The sequence below is a fragment of the Curtobacterium sp. MCSS17_007 genome, from assembly GCF_003234175.2.
Lineage (GTDB): Bacteria > Actinomycetota > Actinomycetes > Actinomycetales > Microbacteriaceae > Curtobacterium.
Window position 1 is genome coordinate 1,568,554 of record NZ_CP126257.1, and the last position, 18,720, is coordinate 1,587,273.

General features: G+C 72.2%; 14 protein-coding genes and 4 tRNA genes. 10 read left to right on the top strand and 8 right to left on the bottom strand.

From position 1 onward, the window contains the following. Position 1 precedes the first annotated feature (1 nt). From DEJ22_RS07390 to csrA, 4 genes are read left to right on the top strand one after another with little or no spacing between them, the layout of a single operon-like run. Positions 2–1,192 (top strand): EscU/YscU/HrcU family type III secretion system export apparatus switch protein, encoded by a 1,191-nt coding sequence (locus DEJ22_RS07390; RefSeq protein ID WP_111226000.1) that lies wholly within the window; start codon positions 2–4, stop codon positions 1,190–1,192. Then, complete coding sequence (locus tag DEJ22_RS07395) at positions 1,189–3,243, top strand: flagellar biosynthesis protein FlhA (RefSeq protein WP_111226001.1); 2,055 nt, start codon at positions 1,189–1,191, stop codon at positions 3,241–3,243. Before DEJ22_RS07390 ends, DEJ22_RS07395 begins: the two co-directional genes overlap by 4 nt. Further along, the gene (locus DEJ22_RS07400) at positions 3,218–4,225 is read left to right on the top strand and encodes a hypothetical protein (RefSeq protein WP_111226002.1); all 1,008 of its coding nucleotides are present in this window, start codon (positions 3,218–3,220) and stop codon (positions 4,223–4,225) included. The genes DEJ22_RS07395 and DEJ22_RS07400 overlap by 26 nt, the downstream gene beginning before the upstream one ends. A 4-nt stretch (positions 4,226–4,229) precedes the next feature. Then, on the top strand, positions 4,230–4,502 hold the full coding sequence (csrA, locus tag DEJ22_RS07405; protein ID WP_111226003.1) for a carbon storage regulator CsrA: 273 nt from the start codon (positions 4,230–4,232) through the stop codon (positions 4,500–4,502). A gap of 21 nt (positions 4,503–4,523) precedes the next feature. On the opposite strand, the gene DEJ22_RS07410 is transcribed toward csrA, so the two are convergent. From DEJ22_RS07410 to DEJ22_RS07420, 3 genes are read right to left on the bottom strand one after another with little or no spacing between them, the layout of a single operon-like run. Beyond that, positions 4,524–5,087 (bottom strand): hypothetical protein, encoded by a 564-nt coding sequence (locus DEJ22_RS07410; protein WP_111226004.1) that lies wholly within the window; start codon positions 5,085–5,087, stop codon positions 4,524–4,526. After that, positions 5,084–5,704, bottom strand: a complete 621-nt coding sequence (locus DEJ22_RS07415) for a DNA-binding protein (RefSeq protein WP_146241668.1) — start codon at positions 5,702–5,704, stop codon at positions 5,084–5,086. Before DEJ22_RS07415 ends, DEJ22_RS07410 begins: the two co-directional genes overlap by 4 nt. A gap of 43 nt (positions 5,705–5,747) precedes the next feature. Continuing rightward, positions 5,748–7,856, bottom strand: a complete 2,109-nt coding sequence (locus DEJ22_RS07420; RefSeq protein WP_111226006.1) for an acyl-CoA dehydrogenase family protein — start codon at positions 7,854–7,856, stop codon at positions 5,748–5,750. A gap of 209 nt (positions 7,857–8,065) precedes the next feature. Between DEJ22_RS07420 and DEJ22_RS07425 the strand changes: the two genes are divergently transcribed. Further along, positions 8,066–9,529 (top strand): peptide MFS transporter, encoded by a 1,464-nt coding sequence (locus DEJ22_RS07425; RefSeq protein WP_111226007.1) that lies wholly within the window; start codon positions 8,066–8,068, stop codon positions 9,527–9,529. A gap of 181 nt (positions 9,530–9,710) precedes the next feature. Here DEJ22_RS07425 and DEJ22_RS07430 read toward each other — a convergent pair whose 3' ends face one another. The 5 genes from DEJ22_RS07430 to DEJ22_RS07450 all read right to left on the bottom strand — a co-directional run bounded on the left by DEJ22_RS07430 (position 9,711) and on the right by DEJ22_RS07450 (position 16,310). Further along, positions 9,711–10,025 carry a hypothetical protein gene (locus tag DEJ22_RS07430; protein ID WP_258379516.1) on the bottom strand — a complete coding sequence of 105 codons (315 nt, stop codon included), beginning with the start codon at positions 10,023–10,025 and terminating at the stop codon, positions 9,711–9,713. A gap of 426 nt (positions 10,026–10,451) precedes the next feature. Continuing rightward, positions 10,452–13,817 carry an ATP-binding protein gene (locus tag DEJ22_RS07435; RefSeq protein WP_111226008.1) on the bottom strand — a complete coding sequence of 1,122 codons (3,366 nt, stop codon included), beginning with the start codon at positions 13,815–13,817 and terminating at the stop codon, positions 10,452–10,454. Continuing rightward, positions 13,814–14,641, bottom strand: coding sequence for a DUF4194 domain-containing protein (locus DEJ22_RS07440; protein WP_111226009.1), 828 nt, complete (start codon positions 14,639–14,641; stop codon positions 13,814–13,816). Before DEJ22_RS07440 ends, DEJ22_RS07435 begins: the two co-directional genes overlap by 4 nt. Continuing rightward, positions 14,638–16,152, bottom strand: coding sequence for a DUF3375 domain-containing protein (locus DEJ22_RS07445; protein WP_111226010.1), 1,515 nt, complete (start codon positions 16,150–16,152; stop codon positions 14,638–14,640). The genes DEJ22_RS07440 and DEJ22_RS07445 overlap by 4 nt, the downstream gene beginning before the upstream one ends. Before the next feature lie 85 nt (positions 16,153–16,237). After that, positions 16,238–16,310: transfer RNA gene (locus DEJ22_RS07450), tRNA-Val, on the bottom strand. A gap of 390 nt (positions 16,311–16,700) precedes the next feature. Here DEJ22_RS07450 and DEJ22_RS07455 point away from each other — a divergent pair. The 5 genes from DEJ22_RS07455 to DEJ22_RS07475 all read left to right on the top strand — a co-directional run bounded on the left by DEJ22_RS07455 (position 16,701) and on the right by DEJ22_RS07475 (position 18,497). After that, positions 16,701–16,772 (top strand) — tRNA-Gly (locus DEJ22_RS07455). An 82-nt stretch (positions 16,773–16,854) separates the two neighbouring features. Continuing rightward, positions 16,855–16,928: transfer RNA gene (locus tag DEJ22_RS07460), tRNA-Cys, on the top strand. Between the two features lie 45 nt (positions 16,929–16,973). Beyond that, positions 16,974–17,045: transfer RNA gene (locus tag DEJ22_RS07465), tRNA-Val, on the top strand. Positions 17,046–17,313: 268 nt separating this feature from the next. Next, on the top strand, positions 17,314–17,850 hold the full coding sequence (locus tag DEJ22_RS07470) for a hypothetical protein (RefSeq protein WP_111226011.1): 537 nt from the start codon (positions 17,314–17,316) through the stop codon (positions 17,848–17,850). Between the two features lie 140 nt (positions 17,851–17,990). Further along, a complete protein-coding gene (locus DEJ22_RS07475) occupies positions 17,991–18,497 on the top strand; it encodes a hypothetical protein (RefSeq protein ID WP_111226012.1) in 507 nt (168 codons plus the stop codon). Positions 18,498–18,720: the final 223 nt, after the last annotated feature.

Below are 18,720 nucleotides of genomic sequence, written 5' to 3' on the forward strand. Positions count from 1 at the left end.
CGTGTCGGACGGAGGCAGCGGCGAACGGTCCGAGAAGGCCACCCAGAAGCGCATGCAGGAGGTGCACCGCAAGGGGCAGCTCGGCCGGTCGCAGGACCTCGGCGCCTGGGTCGGCATCGCGATGGCAGCACTCGTGATGCCCGCGGCCATCGGCACCGCCGCGGGGGCGGGGGAGCAGCAGCTCGACGTCGTGCGGCGCATCATCGCCGACCCGACGGTCCCCGCGGCCCGGCAGGCACTCGTCGACGCCCTCGGGTCGCTCGGCGCGACGCTCGGTCCGATGCTCGCCGTCGTCGCGGTCGCCGTCACCGCGGTCTCGGTCGCGCAGGGTGGCGTGCACTTCCGCCGGATGGCGCCGCAGCCCGACCACTTCGACCCGGTCGCCGGCGTCAAGCGCGTGTTCGGCGTGCAGGCCCTCTGGAACGGGGTGAAGGCGCTGCTCAAGACCGCCGTCGTCGGGCTGGTGCTCTGGTTCGCCGTCCAGTCCCTCGTCCCCGTCCTCATGACGAGCGGGTCACTGCCGCTGTCGGCCGTCCTCGACGCGGCCCGGGAGGGCACCGGCACCCTGCTCCGCGCCGCGGTCGCCGCCGGTCTGCTGCTCGCCGCCGTCGACGTGCTCGTGGTCGTCCGGCGCAACCGCAAGCGGACGATGATGACGAAGCAGGAGGTCAAGGACGAGTCGAAGCACAGCGAGGGCGACCCGCTCGTGAAGTCGCAGCGCCGGTCACGTCAACTCGCGATGAGCCGCAACCGCATGGTCGCAGCGATCGGCGACGCCGACGTCGTCATGACCAACCCGACGCACTACGCGGTCGCGCTCCGGTACGAGCCGGGGAGGTCCGCGCCCCGCGTCGTGGCGAAGGGCGCCGGCCCCGTCGCCGACGTCATCCGCGCGAAGGCCGAGGAGACCCGGGTGCCGATCGTCCGCGACGTCCCGCTCACCCGGGCGCTGCACGCCGCGTGCGAGCTCGGGCAGGAGGTCCCGGTCGACCTCTACACGCCCGTCGCCCGCGTGCTGTCCTTCGTCATGGCGCTCAAGGCCCGCGGTGCCGCTGCCGGGACGCACGCCGCCCCCACGCCGACCACTCCCGACGAGGTCGCGACCGTCCTCGACCCCACCACGCTCACCGGCGACGCCCGACCACGGCGCCTCCGCACCCGTCCGTCCACCACCGAAGGGGCACCCGCATGAACCGCAAGGACCTCCCGAAGCTCGCCGTCCCCGTCTTCATCGTCGGCATCGTCCTGCTGCTCATCCTGCCGGTGCCGTCGTTCCTGCTCGACGTGCTCATCATCTGCAACATCCTGCTGGCGCTGGTGATCCTGCTCACGACGCTGTTCGTGAAGAAGCCGCTCGACTTCTCGGTGTTCCCGTCGCTGCTGCTCGTCGCGACGCTGTTCCGGCTCGGTCTCAACGTCGCGTCCACCCGGCTGGTGCTCGGCGAGGGGTTCGCCGGTGACGTCATCCAGGCGTTCGGCCACGTCGCGGTCTCGGGGTCGATCATCATCGGTGCCGTCGTCTTCCTCATCCTGATCGTCATCCAGTTCGTCGTCGTGACGAAGGGCGCCGAGCGCGTCGCCGAGGTCGGTGCCCGCTTCACCCTCGACGCGATGCCCGGCAAGCAGATGGCCATCGACGCCGACCTCAACGCCGGCCTCATCACCGACGCCGAGGCCAAGGAACGCCGCGCCGCCGTCTCGGCCGAGGCGGACTTCTACGGCGCGATGGACGGCGCGTCGAAGTTCGTCAAGGGCGACGCGATCGCGGGCATCCTGATCATCGTCATCAACCTGGTCGGCGGCATCGCGATCGGCATGCTGCAGAACGGGCTGTCGGTCACCGACGCGCTGTCGAAGTACGGCATCCTGACGATCGGCGACGGGCTCGTCACGCAGATCCCCGCGCTGCTCATGGCCGTCTCGACCGGCATGATCGTCACCCGCTCCGGTGCCGAGACCGAGATCGGTGCGTCGGCGACCACGCAGCTCACGCAGTCGCGGAACGCCCTGGTGATCGCCGGTGTCGCCGCGGTCGCCATGGGGTTCATCCCCGGCATGCCGATCGTGCCGTTCCTGCTCATCGGAGCCGGGCTCCTGTTCGCCGGGTGGCGGCTCGCCCGGCAGGCCAGGCAGCAGGAGGCCGCGGCGGCACAGCAGCAGGCGCTCGAGGCGTCCGCGCCGTCGGCGGACACCCCGGAGGACCTGCTCGAGCAGATGCGCGTGCACGCCCTCGAGATCCTGCTCGCGCCCGACCTGGTCGACATGGTGTCCGGATCGTCCGACGACCTGCTCGGACGGGTCCGCGCGCTCCGCCGGAAGATCGCCGTCGACATGGGCATCGTGGTGCCGCCGGTCCGGACGCGGGACAGCATCGAGCTCCCGCCGTCGACCTACGCGATCCGCATCGCCGGGGTCGAGGCCGGTCGCGGCACGGCGCCGTCGCGGAGCGTCCTGGCGCTCGGGGACCACCTCGACGGCCTGCCCGGCGCGGTCACCGTCGAGCCGGTCTTCGGCCTGGCCGGCAAGTGGGTCCCCGCCGAGCTCCGGCACGCCGCCGAGATGACCGGCGCCACCGTCATCGACCGGGTGTCGGTGCTCGTGACGCACCTGCAGGCGGTCATCGGCGACAACGCCGCGCGGCTGCTCACCCGCGAGGACGTCAAGGTGCTCACCGAGGGGGTCAAGCAGGTGAACCCTGCGGCGGTCGAGGAGCTCGTGCCCGGCATGCTGTCCCTGGCCGAGGTGCAGCGGGTGCTGCAGGGCCTGCTCGCCGAGCGGGTACCGATCAACGACCTCGGTCGCATCTGCGAGGCGCTCACGCTCCGGGCCAAGGTGTCCACCGACCCCGAGGGGCTCGTCGAGGCCGCTCGTGCCGCACTGGGCCCGGCGCTGCCCGCGCGCCACGCCGAGGCCGGTACCCTCCGGGTCATCATGATCGACCCGCTGCTCGAGCAGGCGATGCTCGAGGGACTCCGGCCCTCGGAGCAGGGCACCCAGATCGTGCTCGACGCGCACCGCATCGAACAGGTGCTCGGGTCCCTGCGCGACGCCGTCCGGAGCGTCGAGGAGCAGGGCCTCTCGGCCGTGCTCGTCTGCGCCCCGCAGCTCCGTCCGGCCGTGCACCGGATGGTCTCTGCGCAGGCGGACGGCCTGCCCGTGCTGTCGTACCAGGAGGCCACCGCCGCGGGCTCCACCATCGAGACCGTGGGAGTGGTCCGTGCCGCCGACCCGATCGCTGCGTAGGGGTCCCACGCTCGAGGCGGTCCGCGACGCGGTCCGCGCCGAGTTCGGTGCGGGCGCACGCATCGTCTCCGCCGAGCGTGTCACCTCGCCCGGCGTCGGCGGGCTCTTCCGTCGCGCGCACGTCGAGGCCGTCGTCGAGGTGCCCGACCCCAGCGACCCGCCGACCGCCCGGGTCGCCATCGCGGACGGTCCGGTCGTGCGGGTCGGCATCGCGGCGCTGCTCGCCGACGCTGAAGCGGCCGAGGCACGGATCGCCGCCGGCGACGGCACGTCGACGACGCGGGCCGACACCTTCGCGTCGGTGCTCGACGGGTTCGTCGCGGACGGGATCACGGCGGGCGCGCCGCGCCCCGGCGCTCCCGTGGCGGACGCGGGCCGTGTGGACGGGGGCGGGTCGCGCCTCCAGGACGGGGCGCGCTCCCAGGACGGCTCGCGCCCGCAGGACCGGCCGGCTCCCGACGAGCCCGGCCCGACGGGAGGCACGGCGCGCGTCACCGGAACCGGCACCGCGTCCGGTGCGGTGCCCGTGGCCGCCACCACCGTCGACCCGGTGGCGGCGGCGTCCCTGACGAGGCCCACCCCTCCCGCCGTCCGGTCGGCCGACGGCGACCTGGTGCTCCTGGTCGGACGTCCGACGGACGTGGATGCCGCAGCCGGCGTGTTCGCGGGCCGGTTCGCGCTGCGGCCGACAGACGCGGCCGACCGGCGGTCGGGGATCCTCGCCCGCGCCGACGGCGTCCGGAACGGGTACGCGCTGCTCGGGGTCGCAGCGTGGGACGACGCCGCGACGGTGGCGGGACTCGCGGCCGACCAGGTGTGGGTCGTCGTCGACGTCGGGCGGAAGACGGAGGACGCCCGCGCGATGGTCGCATCGGTCGCGGGACGGGTGCCCGTCGCCGGGATCGTCGCGATCGGGGCGGGGGAGACCGCCACGCCGGAGTCGGTCGACCAGCTGGGCCTGCCGGTGGTGTCGCTAGGCTGACGGGGTGCTGGTACTCACGCGGAAGGTCGGCGAGCGGATCCTCGTCGGTGACGACGTCGTCATCACGGTCCTCGACAGCCGCGGCGACGGCGTCCGGATCGGCATCGACGCGCCGCGCGGCGTGAAGATCCAGCGCGAAGAGGTCGTGCGTGCCGTCATCGAGGCGAACGCCGAGGCCGCTGCCGCCGCGGGTGCGCAGGGCACCGACGACGCCGAGGCGCGGCTGCGTGCCGCGCTCGGCACCGGCGACGGCAGGCGCGCGTCCGACCAGGGCTGACCCGCCTGGCGCGGTTCGCGGTCAGCTCGGCAGTCCGATCGCGGTCCACGCGGCGAGACCCGCCCAGCACGTGCTCGTGAGCGTGCCGACGATGAAGCGCTCCCGCGCCTCGGCCGAGTCGAGTTCGGAGAAGCGACCGAGGCCCTTCACCGCGACGACCGCGGCGACGATCTCCAGGCGCCCCACGAGTACGGCGCCGATCACCGCGAACCGTTCGAGGAACCCGATCGCGGCACCGCCCCGGAGCACCTCGGGTCGTCGCCGGACGACGGCCGGCTCGTCCGCGCTCGACACCAGGATCCCGCCGTGCTGCCCCCGCTCGACACCCTCCCGCATGGCGAAGCCGAGGACCGTTCCGGTGACGGCGCTGCCGGCGAGCACACCGACGGCCACCACCGCGACGGTGCCGAGCACCCGGAGCGGCGTCGTCGGCGCGGTCGGCACGAGGTCCAGCAGCTCGGCGGCGAGCACGACCCCGACGGCCACCACCGCGGGGACGGCGCGCACGAGCGGCGGGACGCGGTGCACACCACTGAGGACCGCGACCGCGAGGAGGACGAGCGCCCCGACCAGCCAGACCGTCACGCCGGGGTGTCCGCTTCGGTGAGGAGCCGCACGAGTGCAGCGTGCACGGCATCGTCGGAGCGGAGGTCCGCGGCGAGCCACCGCTTGGCGACCGCCTGCGGGGTCACGCCGAGCAGCCTGGCCGCCTCGGTCCGCGAGTGTCCGGCGCGGAGCAGGTCCGCGAGTTCCCAACCCTCGCGCGAGCGTCGCTGCCGGGCGCGCACGGACTGGACGACGAGGGGCTCGACGTCGGCCGTGCGCAGCCGACGGTCGTCGGCGATCTCGAGCGCCACGTGCTCGGGGACCTCCTTCGCGCGGTCGACCGCGGCACGCGCGCGGACGAAGGCGTCGCCCCGTGCGGCACGGGTCGAGGCCGGGACGGGTTCCTCGACGTCGCCGATGCCGACGCCGATGCTCCACCCCTCCGTCCGGACCAGTTCGAAGACGACGTCCAGCAGGACGGCCGGGTCGTCGAGCAGGAACTGGAACTCGTCGCCCGCGGTCCGCTCCGGGGACAGCACCTCGTGCCCGTCCGACACCGAACGGACCACGTCGATGGCCTGTTCCACCCGGTCGTCGTCCGAGCGGCTCCCCACCTGGTCGACCGTCACCGCGTACATGGCACCTCCGGTCGTCAACCCTACAAGGTTGATACTGCGGAAATCAACCCTGCAGGGTTGATCACGGGCGGGGCTTCTTCTCCTGCTCCGGGAGTCGACCCGCGGCGGCCTCGGCGGCGAACCACGCGGCCGCCTCCTCCTGACGAGCGCGTTCCTCGCCGAGGGCGATCGGGGCGCGGACGTGCTCGGGCGCGTACCCGAACGACTCGAGCAGCTGGGGCACGACCGGACGGATGCGCGCGACGAGCCGGTCGACGTACGCGGACACCGCCCGAGCTCGCTGCGCCGACAGCCGCCCGTGCACGAGGTACCAGTCGAGGTGCTGCTCGAGGAGGCCGAGGGCGAACAGGTCCCGCAGCCAGACGAGCACGCGACGGGTGTCCCCGGGCGCGACCGACTCGATGGCGTCGGTGAAGGCGTCCCACTGCATCAGCTCGGCGTGCGCCTTCGCCGCCTCGATGAGCTCGTGCTGCGAGCGGTTCAGCAGCTTCGCGGCACGTGCGCGGTCCTTGCCCGCCGTCGCGAGCCGCATGCCGATCTCGGTCACCATGGTGTCGACGCGGCCGGCCAGCAGGTCGCGCTGCGTGCGCGGGTCCTGCAGGTCGGCGACGCTCGCCGCCACGGACCCGCGGTCGGCGACCGCCTGACCGAGGCGACGGATGCCGGACGCGTCGGCGAGCTTCGTCGCGGCCCGGGCCGCGACGAACCGTGCGGTCGAGGCGGCGTCCCGCGGGGCCTTCGCCCGGAAGTCGGTGAGCAGACGCTTGCCGACGAGCTGCAGCAGGATCGTGTTGTCGCCCTCGAAGGTCACGTAGACGTCGAGGTCGGCGCGGAGGCCCGTCAGCCGGTTCTCGGCGAGGAAGCCCGCGCCGCCGCACGCCTCACGGCACTCCTGCAGCGTGTCGAGCGCCGACCACGTCGACATCGACTTGAACGCCGCCGCCTGCGTCTCGAGGTCCTCCCGGCGCTGCGGGGTGTCCTCGCGCCCGCTGAACACGTCGTCGAAGGTCTGCAGCAGCTGCTCGTGTGCGAAGGACTGCGCGAAGACCGTCGCCAGGCGGGGGATGAGCCGACGCTGGTGGCGACCGTAGTCGAGCAGCACCCCCTCGGTCCCGCCGTCGGTCGGGAACTGGCGGCGCTCCATCGCGTAGGTCAGCGCGATCTGCAGCCCGATCTTCTGCGCGACGACCGCTGCGCCGTCGAGCGAGACCCGGCCCTGGACGAGCGTGCCGAGCATCGTGAAGAACCGACGGCCGGGCGACGCGATCGGCGAGCTGTACGTGCCGTCCTCGGCGACGTCGCCGTAGCGGTTGAGCAGGTTGGTGCGGGGCACCCGGACGTGGTCGAACCAGAGCCGACCGTTGTCGATGCCGTTGAGGCCGCCCTTGACCCCGTCGTCCTCACCGCCGACCCCCGGCAGGAACGCCCCGTCGTCGTCGCGGAGCGGGACGTAGAAGGCGTGCACACCGTGGTCGACGCCCGCCGTGACGAGCTTCGCGAAGACGACGGCGGCCCGGCCGTGCAGCGCCGCGTTGCCGATGTAGTCCTTCCACGCGGCGCGGAACGGCGTGTGGACGACGAACTCCTGCGTCTCGGGGTCGTACGTCGCGGTGGTCGCGATGCTCTGGACGTCGGAACCGTGCCCGGTCTCGGTCATCGCGAAGCACCCGGGCACGTCGAAGCGGATGATCCCGGGCAGGAACTCGCGGTGGTTGCGCTCGGTCCCGAGGTGGTGGACCGCGGACCCGAAGAGCCCCCACTGCACGCCGGCCTTGATCTGCAGCGACGGGTCCGCCGTCGTCAGCTCCTCGAACGCCGCGAGGTTGCCCCCGTGGTTCTCCTGCCCGCCGAACTCGGTCGGGTAGGGCCGCTGGATCGCACCGGCCTCGACCAGGACCCGGAGCTGCTCCAGGACGCGGGCGCGGTGGTCGGCGACCGGCTGCCCGTCGATCTTGTGCAGCCCGGGGTCGAGCGTCAGTCGGCGCGAGATCCGACGGTCCTCGGCCCAGCGTCCGAGCAGGAGCTCACCGAGCAGCGTCGTGTCGATGCGGACGTCGGTGTCCGTCGAACCGACCGGGGTGCCCGCCGCCGGGTCGCCGGTCGCGTCGGCGTTCGGCGCCTCGGGGACGCGGTCCGTCGAGGTGGGGCGTGCGGGTGCGGTGTCGACCATGGGGGAGCCTTCCTGAACTGCTCTGTCCGTGTTGCAGTACACACGGTAGGCACCTCGGCCGAGAGTCGGTCGAACGTCGTGCAGCCGCACAAGTCGCGCTGGCGGAGCCCGTCGGCGGTCGTGGGAACCCTCCAAGACCCGCCGGGGCGGTTTTGTGCACGGCCCGCCTCGATTCGGACGCGAGGGGTGGGCGGGGGCACAGTGGACGGATGTCTCGCACCACCCCACCGGGCGCTCCGGCGCAGCAACGCACCTTCTTCGGGCAGCCGTTCGAGCTGTCGACACCGTTCGCGGTGGAGCTCTGGGAGCGGTTCTCGTTCTACGGGATGCAGGGCATCGTCCTCATCTACATGTACTACACCGTCACGCGCGGCGGCCTCGGGATCGACGAGGGGATCGCGAACGGCATCATGGGTGCCTACGGCGGTGCCGTGTACCTGTTCACGATCATCGGCGCGTGGGTGGCCGACCGACTCGTCGGTGCCGACCGCACCCTCTTCGGCAGCGCGATCGTCGTGATGCTCGGACACGTCGGCCTCGCGCTCATCCCGGGCGTGGCAGGGGTCGGGGTGGGCCTCGTGCTCATCGCGCTCGGCTCCGGCGGGCTCAAGGCCACCGCGACGACCATCGTCGGCGGGCTGTACAGCCGTGACGATCCGCGGCGCGACGCCGGGTTCTCGCTGTACTACCTCGGCGTGAACCTCGGCGCCTTCTTCGGGCCGCTGCTCACCGGACTGCTCCAGTCGAGCCTCGGCTTCCACTACGGCTTCGGCCTGGCCGCGGTCGGCATGGCGGCCGGTCTCGTGCAGTACGGGATCCGCCGCCGGAAGCTCCCGGAGTCGGTGCGCCACGTCACGAACCCGGTCGACCGCCGTCGCCTGCCGCTCGTGGCGGGCCTGGTCGTCGTGGCCCTCGTGGTGGTCGTCGTCGCCGTCCTCACCGGACTGCTCACGGTCACGAACCTGCCGACCGTCGTCGTGGTGATCGTCGTCGTGGCGACCGTCGCCTACTTCGTGGTGATCCTCACCAGCGGCATCACCGCCGAGGAGCGCTCCCGGGTGTTCGCGTTCATCCCGCTGTTCATCGCGAGCGCCGTGTTCTGGTCGCTGTACCAGCAGCAGTTCACGGTCGTCACGCAGTACTCGGACCAGCGCCTCGACCGGTCGCTCGGCGACTGGGAGATGCCGGTGTCGTGGGTGCAGTCGATCAACCCGGTGTTCATCATCGTGCTGTCCGGGGTCGCGGCGGCGATCTGGACCAAGCTCGGCGACCGCCAGCCGTCCACACCGACGAAGTTCGCGCTCGGGACCGGCATCATGGGCATCGCGTTCCTGCTCTTCCTGCCCTTCTCCGGCACCGGTGAGAACGGCACGCCGCTCCTGGCCCTCGTGGCGATCCTGCTCGTCTTCACGATCGCCGAGCTCCTGCTCTCCCCGGTGGGGCAGTCCGTCGCGACGAAGCTCGCTCCGCCGAAGTTCCAGACGCAGATGGTCGCGCTGTTCTTCCTGTCCGTGTCGCTCGGCACCGCGGCCACCGGCGTGCTCTCGCAGTACTACGACCCGACGAACGAGGTGCCGTACTTCACCGTGCTCGGGCTGGTCGCCGTCGCGGTCGGCGTCGTGCTGCTGGTCTGCGCGAAGCCGGTGCTCCGGCTCATGCGCGGCATCCGGTAGCGGATCGCCGCATCCGGTAGCCTGGGTGCGGCCACGACGGCCACCGCCACACCGGCCCCGGACCCAAGGAGTCACCAATGCTCGAACTCATCGCAGGCGTCATCATCGGCATCGGCGTGCTCGGTGGCGTGGGCCTCTGCATGGCGGTCGCCGCCATGCTGAAGAGCGGCAACGAGGAGTACTAGGCCTCGTCCGCAGCAGCCGGCTCGACCGGCACCAACTGACGACCCAGGACGGTCGCGCGCTCGAAGGGGCCGCGGCCGTCCTGCGTGTACACGGGCTCGTCGAAGGCCACGGTCCACGTGCGCTGCGCGCCACCGAGCTGGACGCCGCCCGGGGCGACGATCACGCCGATCGGCTCGCCCGCCCACCGCTCCCCGCCGCGATCGGGGTCGGGGTCGACCACCTGCACGAGGGCACCGATGCCGAGCCCGCCGGACTCACCAGGGCGCGCTTCGTCGTCGGGGCGGGGGCTGCGAGCGCGACGTCCGAACACCCGCCCACCGTACCGCGCGCCCCCGCACCGCCTCCGTCCGCGGTCCCGCACACTGCTCCCCGAGTGCGCGGGACGTGCCGCGCGCGCTTCGCCGTGCGGGCGATGTACGTCGGCCGCGGGCCGCGACCGAGACGGATGGTGCCCGCTCGCGTCGGGCCGGAGATGACGGCCTGGGCGACGGACGGGAGGCGCCTGGCGGCGCCGCACCGCGCCTCCCGTCCGGTGAGCGGGCAGGACATGCCGCGCGCGTGCCGTCGACCGGGCGAGGAACGTCGGCCGCAGGCCGCGACCGCGACGGATACTGACCGCTCGCGGAATCCCCGCGCCGGTCGCACCACACGCCGTCCGCTCCCGCTCCCGTCGCACGACACGTCGTCGCGTCGAGGGGTGAGCGGCACGTCGTGCGACCGGGACCAACCGCCGGAGTCAGCCCCGGGCGATCTCCGTGATCGACGAGTGGCCCGTCTCCGGGTGCTTCCGCATCGACAGCAGCCGCTCCATCGACGGCTCGAGCGCGGTGACCTTGTCGAGCGGCGCGCTCACCACGAGCTGGAAGCCGAGCCGGAGCCACGCCGTCACGGCACGTCCGGCGAACTCCGAGTCCGCCTTGATGAACGCCTCGTCGAGGAACACCGGCGCGAACCGGGGCCGCGGCCGGGTCTCGTCACCGAGCTGGTAGCGGAGTGCTGCGCCCACGATGAAGGCCACGAGCTCCTGGGTCTCGCCACCCGACTTGTCACCGAGCGAGGAGTACACGCCCAGGTCGTTGCCGTCGGTGTCGTACCGGACCGCGGTGATCTCCATGTGCCGTCGGACGTCGAGCACGGCGTCGCGCTGCGTCGTCCGTCCGCGGGGTGCGGCGGGGTCGGGGCGGATGACCGCCATGAACCGACGGAGCCGACGGAACCGGGTCTCGAGCACGTCGTCGGTGAGCTCGGTGTCGACCGAGGCCGACAGGGCACGCAGCTCGCGCCGGAAGGCGGTGACGTCCTCACGGGTGACCCGGCGGATCTGGATCTTCAGGCGGTCCCGGTTCGCGCCGAAGGGCAGTTCCCGGAGGATCTCGTTGACCGGCTCGAGCCGCTCCTCGATCTCCACGACGGCGCGGTCGAAGGCGCCGGCGAGCGGGACGAGGTCCTCGCCGCTCCACTGCGACAACCGGCGGCGCCACTCGCTCCGCCGGGCGTGCAGCCCCGTCGCCACGATCTGGTCGAGGATCGCGTGGTAGTCCGGGTACGACGCGACACCGGTGCCGAGGTTCGGGTCCGGCCACGCGTCCTGGTACCGCTGGAACGTCAGCGTCAGCGCGGTCGAGGCGGCGGCCGCCCCGTCGAGGGCTTGGGCGAGCCGCTCCTCGAGCCGACGTCGGAGTCGGCGCGTCGCGTCGTCGAAGCCGTCGATGCCGTCCGGCGCGCCGACCTCCTCGAACGCCTCGGCGAGCAGGCGGTCCTGCTCCTCGTCGGGGACGAGGGCGGGGCTGTCGGCGAAGCGTTCGAGGATCTCCGCGGCGGCGTCCTGGCCGTCGACGAGCACCGCGTGGCGTTCCTCCAGTCGGGTGACGCTGAGGCGTGCTGCGGCACGGCGGTCCGCTGCCTCGTCGAGCGAGCGGCGGAGGCGGGCGACCGACTCGCGCAGCGTGCGCAGTCCGTCGTCGGCGGCGAGCAGGGCCTGGCGCTCGGCGTCGAGTCGCGCGAGCGACTCGTCGGTGCCGGCGACGTCGATGCCGTCCCAGGTGGCGTCCACGACGTGCTGGTGCGCGGCACGCAGGGCGTCGAGCGACGCGATGTCCTGCGCGACGTCGGTGCGCCGGGCCTCGAGGGTCGCGAGGTCCTGCGCGATCGCGGCGAGCTCCTGCTCGACGGACGCCATGCGCGCCTCGTTCGTGAAGCCGATGACGTTCGACTGCCGGCGGTCGCCGTGCGCACCGCGTCGACCGTCGCGGAGCTGACCGGAGAGGGTCACGCGACGTCCGCCCCCGCCGAGCTCTCCGGCGGACGCGACGCACCGTGCGTCGATGCGGTCGGACTCGATCCGCTCGCGCACCCAGGTGCTGAACGGCGAGTGCTTGATCGCGAGCTTGCCCGACACCATCGCCGGGTCGCCGTCGAGGTCGAGGTGCGGACCCGTCGGGACGCCCTCGAACTGCACGCGCACCGGCAGCTGCAGCGAGTCGATCGCCTCGCTGAAGGCGGAGAGCTGGTCCTCGTCGACGAGCAGCGTGCGCGCCACCGGTGCCAACACCGACTCGATCGCCGTGCGCCACTGCTCCTCGGCGGGCAGGACGTCGAGCAGCTCGGCGACGAACGGGAGCGAGTCCGGGGCGATGCCGGCCGCACGGGCCATCGCCAGCCGCGCCTCGTGCATCGGCAGCGGCATCGCACCCTGCCGGTGCTCGAGGGACCGGCGCTCCTGGCGCAGGGTCCGCTCCCGGTCGAGGAGCGGGTACTCCTCGCGGGTCAGGGCGTCGCGACGGTCGTCGAGCTCGGCCCGCGCCGAGCCGTACGACCCGAGGAAGGCGTGCGAGGTCGCCTGCGCCGCGGTGAAGTCCGGCTCCGTCGTGAGCGAGAGCCCGAGCGCGGTGGTCCGCTCGTCGAAGGTGGCCCGGGCACGCGCGACCGCGTCGCGCTCCCGGGTGCGCCGGTCGATGCGGTCCTCGAGCTGGGCGAGCGCGTTGCCGCCCTGGTCGCGGAGTCGGGCCTCGGCCTCGCGGAGCTCGATCTCGACGGCGGCGTGGCGGGCCTCGGTCGCGGCGACGTCGGCGCGTGCGGCGGTGCGCTCGCGTCCGTTGCGCTCGACCTCGGCGTCGAGGAGCGCGCGCTTCCGCGATGCCGTCCAGTGCGCGAACGGCGACACCTCGGCACCGGTGGCGATGCCGTCCAGCGCGTCGGCGGCGGCCTTCGACCGGGCGATCTCGTCGTGCAGGTCGACGATGGGCGAGAGGATCCGGACCTTCCGCTCCTCGGTGTCCATCGCCTCGTACGCCTCGTCGAGCGCGGAGAAGTGCGCGAGTGCGCGGTCGGCGGCCTCGTAGGTGCCGGGGGTCTCGAGCACGAGCGACTTGTAGAGCGCGTCGACCGTCGGCAGGTGCTGCCCGGCCTGGATCCGCGCGAGGAGCCGCATCGCCCGGTTGCCGCCACCGGAGTCCCCGATGCCGAGGCGCGTCTGCAGGGTGTACGCGAGTTCCTGGTAGGTGTCGCGCACGACGAGGCCCGGCACACGCCCGGTGAGCTCGAGGTGGTGGAACCGCGACGGCACGAACTCCTCGAGGCGCCGCAGGTCGAAGGTGTCGTCGACCGTCGCCATCGTCATCTGGATGTCGCCGACGCCCCGTGCCCGCTTCGGCACGATGTACGCACGGAGCACCGTGAAGCGCCGCTCGTCGTCGTTCCGGAACGTCACCGCGACGGCGCCCCAGGTGTTCTGGTCGTCGCCGCGCAGGTTGACGTCGCGCAGCGCGCCGGTCTCCGGGTCGCGTCGGGTGTCGACCTTGCCCCGCAGGTAGGTCAGCAGGTTGCGCTGGTCGGCGCTGCGCGCATGGCCCGTCGTCGCGTCGTTCGACGCGCCGTTGAACGGCACGTCCGACGGCATCATGACGGCCAGGTAGGCGTCCATGAGCGTCGACTTCCCCGTTCCCGACGCACCCGAGATGAGGGTGGCGGTGCCGGACAGCTCGACCTGCCGGTGGCCGTGGAAGCCGCCCCAGTTGACGACCTGCATCGACTCCGCGCGCCACTGCGCGACGGTGTCGAAGAGCGCCGGCATCCCGCCGGCGTCGATCAGGGTGTCGGTCATGCGTCCGCCTCGCCTTCGTCGTCGGTGTCGGAGGGCTCGGCCGGGAGGCCCGGTGCGGCCCCGGCGAGCACCGCGCCGTCCAGGGTGGTCGCCGTCACGGCCCCGGTCGCGTCGTCCCCGCCGGTCGCCTCTCCGCCGGTCGGCCTGCCCGCGCTGCCGGCCGCCGAGCGGAGCCACCGGTCGAGCTCGCGGAGCTGCTCGAGGGGGAGCAGCACCTCGACGACGCTGGCGACGCGGAAGCGGTCCGGGTCCGTCGTGCGGATGAGGATGCGGGCGGTGACGAGCCGGTCGACGGCCTTCGCCACGCGGGCCTCGTCGCGCGTGCGGTCCGTGGTGGCGGGCAGGAACCCGGTCACGTGCCCGAGGATCTCCGACCGGTCGACGACGACCTGGTCGAGCCCGGGCCGAGCATCGGCGCGCAGCCGCATCCGCAGGTAGACGAGGACGATCGTCTCCTCGCGGGTGTACGGCACGTCCCGGAGCAGCGTCGGGAAGGTCCGTCGCTGGCTCTCCGAGCGGGCCTGGCGCTTCCACGCGACCTCGCGGTCGCGGTCGACGTGCAGTTCGAGGAACAGGTCGTTCAACCGTGAGCGGAGCTGGTGCTCGCCGTCGGTGATCGCCCGCCACTCGTCCGCGTGGGTGCGCGCGCTCACGTAGGTGTGGCGGAGCAGTGCGACCAGGGCGCGACGCTGGGGCTCGTCGAGCCGGCCCTCGTCGCCCTCGAAGAGGGCGAAGCTCGTCTCGTCGCGCTCGTCGTCCTCGTGCAACGGGTCGAGGGTGTCCCCGTCCGTCTCGTCGACGGGAGCCGTCGTCGTGTCGCTCACCGTGCCTCCAGGCCGTTGTCGTCGTCGTGCTGGTGGTCCGTCCCTGCGCCCGTCAGGGTCGCGGTCGGCATGTAGAGGGTGACCGTCTCGCCGTCGGGACGCACCGTGCGGTGCGGCTCCACGTCGGTGGCGGCTTCGAAGTCGTCGTTGCCGGTGAGCAGGTGGGCGAGCCCGAACAGCTCGACCGGGCGGCGCTGCTCGGGCGGGAGGGCGTGGAAGGCCGACGCGCTGTCCGGCGCGTCGCGGAGCACGGCACGCAGCTCGGCGAGCAGCGGACCACCGTGGCGGCGGAGCGACGCGACGTCGAGCTCCTCGAAGACGTCGTCGTCCGGTTCCTCGATGGGCGGGGGGACGGCGTCGTTGTCGGGGTCGTGGAAGCGCTCGCGCAACGTGCCCACCTCGGCGGTGGCCGGCAGGAGCCCGAGCGGCACGCGGTCACGCGCGGTGCCCTGGTCGATCCAGGCCGCGAGCCCGCGGTTGACCGAGCGCAGGACGGCATCGAGCTCGCGGTCGCGGACCACGTCGTGCGCGACGATCTGGTCGCGGAGCGTCGCCGTGAGCTGCCGTCGCTGGGCGAGGACGTCCTCGATGCCCTGACGCAGGATGCTCACCGTGTTGCGGAAGGCGCGACGCTCGCCCGCGCCGAGCGACTCCGCGAACGGGTGCGCGAGGATCGTCGCGATGTCGTCGCGGAGCCGGAGGAGCAGGGCGTCGTCGCGCAGGAGTTCGAAGGCCCCCTCGAAGGCCCGACCCTCGGGAGTGGCCTGCATGAGGTCGTCGGTGCGAGCCAGGTAGTCGTCGAGGATCTCGCCGATCGGGCGGACCTCCTGCCGGAAGTCCTCGACGATCGAGCGGTGCATCGTCGCGACCGCCTCCTCGACGCGCTTGAAGTCGCTCGGCAGCTGTCGGATGAGGTCCGAGATGTTGGTGTAGCCGTCGAGCATCCCGGCGTCGTCGACCTCGGTCACCTCGCCGCGCACCAGGCGCTCGCGCTGTGCCTGCAACTCGGCGATCTGCGCGTCGATCCGACGGACCTGGACGTCGGGGTCCGGTTCGGCGCGGGCCGCCCACCGGTGCACCGCGTCCACGATCATCGCCAGGCGGCTCTCGCTGATCAGGGCGCGGTCGGCGCTCAGGGCGTCCACGAGGCTCAGGGCCTCGAGCGCGTGGCTCGTCAGCGAGTACTGCTCGTCGGCGTCGGGGGAGTTGGAGCGCACGAGCCACTGCGCGGCGACCCAGTCACGGCAGAGTGCGCGGCCGTTCGGACGGGTGTCGGACTCACCCTCGCCCTGGTCGCTCGCCGGGACCCGCGCACCGGTGGACTGCAGCCGGGCGACGTGCTCCTCGACCTGCAGGTGCATGCGGTCGGCCGGGACGTACTGCACGTCGCGGTCGAACACCGTGCGGAACACCGCGATGACGGCGGCGCTCGTCGGGCGGGACATCAGCCGGAGGGTCGGGCGGTCGAGCACCGCGCGCACGCGGGAGAACTCGAGGTCGACGTCGGTCATGGGTCCTTGCTCTGACTTGCTCGTGCTGTGCTTCGTGGGGAACGACAAGAGCCCGACGCTGTTGCGCCGGGCTCTCGTGGTGGTGTGGGCGATACCAGACTCGAACTGATGACCTCTTCGGTGTGAACGAAGCGCGCTACCAACTGCGCCAATCGCCCCCTGCACTTGCGTGCCAGTCGATAGTAGCGGACGTTCGGCGCTCGACCGAACACGGCGCGTCACCCGGGTGTGGCGCGGGCGTGCCTCCTCGTTGCTCGGTTCCCGGTTCTCCGTTCTCGTTGGCAGCGGGGCGTGGCTGGTGGGATCGGGGAACCCCGAGGGGAACGGGCGTACCGAGTGGATCGGGACGACCAGGCACGCTCGATCTCGCCAGGCGCCGCAGTCGTCATGGGAACGAACGGGCGCTGGAGGAAGCCTCGATCCGCATGAACGCGCGGGACACGCCCGGTGAACGGAGAGGATTTTGGCGGATGCTGCTCGGTTCGTATAGAGTTCTTCTCGTCGCCGCGACAGCGGAGAGACAGAAGCGGCCTCCGGGTCGCCGAAATGCGGATGTGGCGCAGCGGTAGCGCATCACCTTGCCAAGGTGAGGGTCGCGAGTTCGAATCTCGTCATCCGCTCGAGTGTGGGAGTCTCCGGACCTCCACGACTCACCAGAGGGTATCCCACCGTTCGGGTACTCACGGAGACGTGAACCTCGATGGTGGGGTGGCCGAGAGGCTAGGCAGCGGCCTGCAAAGCCGTCCACGCGGGTTCGAATCCCGTCCCCACCTCCAGCAACACCCTCCAAGATCCTGCAGGACTCCGGTCAGCAGATCTCTGGGCGATTGGCGCAGCGGTAGCGCGCTTCCCTGACACGGAAGAGGTCACTGGTTCGATCCCAGTATCGCCCACAGTAGGAAACCCCCGGGAAACCGGGGGTTTTCGTGTTTCACGCGTGCCGCTCCAGCTGCAACCCAGAGTGACGGCACGGTCGGGGCTCGTTCTGCCGAACCGCCGCGTCGTCGCCGTGTCGTCCCGTGAGACCTGCCCTTCGAGAAGTGCCACGCTTCATCGCGCCGGTCCGCCCGCACTGTTCCAGCCCACCGCATGCCGCGAGGTCCATGGCAGCCCGCGGGCTGCATCCTCTACCGTGGGCGCCGAACGAGGGGGAGCATCAGCATGAGCCGGTTCAGCGACTGGTGGAAGTGGTTCACCGCACCGCCGGAGCCGAGCGTCTTCGACGCGGGGCGTGCGTCCATCCAGTACCCGCCACTCGGCCGGAACGAGCTCGCCGCCTTCCACCGCTGCGAGACACACCTCCTCCGAGAGATCGTCGCAGCCCGGTCGTGGGGTCGGCAGGTGGAAGCCCGCGGTTCGCAGTTCCCGACGAATGGTTGGCTCATCATGCCGGGCCGGGTGTACTCGGCGTTGATGGACGACACCCGCGGCACCGGACCCCGGCCGCCGGTCATGGACGCCGTCGTCGCCTGGCTCGCCGACGCTGGCGCCGTGCAGCCGTTGCTGGAACGCACCCGAGACGACATCGCCACGTCGAACGTCGCCGAACGTCGCGCCGACCACGCCGGCTACGTCCCTGACGACGGCACCCGTGAATGGGACCACGACACGTGGCAGGTCGATCCGGACCGGATGCTCGAGGTGTACCCGCACCTCGTCGAGGCGAACTCCGACTGGAAGCGCGCAGCGACGAGATGACCGTGAACCCGTAGGAGCCATCAGCTGCCGACGTCCCCTGCTCGAGGTGCGGGACAGCGTGCAGGTGCTGTCCTCGCCCGAGGGCACACCCCACGATGACGGGGTCGCACGGGAGCCGTCGCGCACGGCATGACCGGCGGATGCACGCCATCCGCCCGACGACCGCCGTAGCCGCCACGATCCTCGCCGGGGCGTCGCTCCTCACCGGCTGCAGCAGCCACGAGGACGCCGTGCCGAAGAACTACGGGCGCGCGTGGATGTCTCAGATGTCCTCGCAACTCGCCGGCGGCTTCGGTAACGGTGGCGGCCGGCTCGTCGTCGGCGACGACAACCCGGAGAAGGCGACCGCCAGCATCGCGTTGCAGTACGACCTCGAGGGCCCGTACGACGTCCTCGCCGTCTGCCGGTCCACGAAGACCGTGCACCTCACGATGACCGCGTTCACCGCCATGACGGACGGCAGCGGTGCATCTCTCGCCACGAAGGAGCGCCTCGGCCAATCAGATGTCAACTGCGGTGCAACGATGCGCATCCCCATCGACGTGCCGAAGAACCGAGACGGCATCGCCCTCGACGCGTCCACCAGCGACCGATCCGAACGGGCACTGTTCGACGCGTTCATCGTCGCCCGCGGAGACCGCACCTGACCCCCGGGCCGCCAGCCGTCCGGCCATCGGACGATGCCGCTACGAGCGACACCACTTCGCCGGCATCCATGGCGCAGAGCAGCGGACTCGGCTGGTCCACCGCCCCCGGTCATCGCGTGGTGATCGCCACACCGGATGCCGCAGACCAGGTCTTCCCGATGGGTCCGGCGTCCGCAGGTGGTCACCCGTACGCTCGACGGTGGAGCGAGCGAGCGGGGGCGCC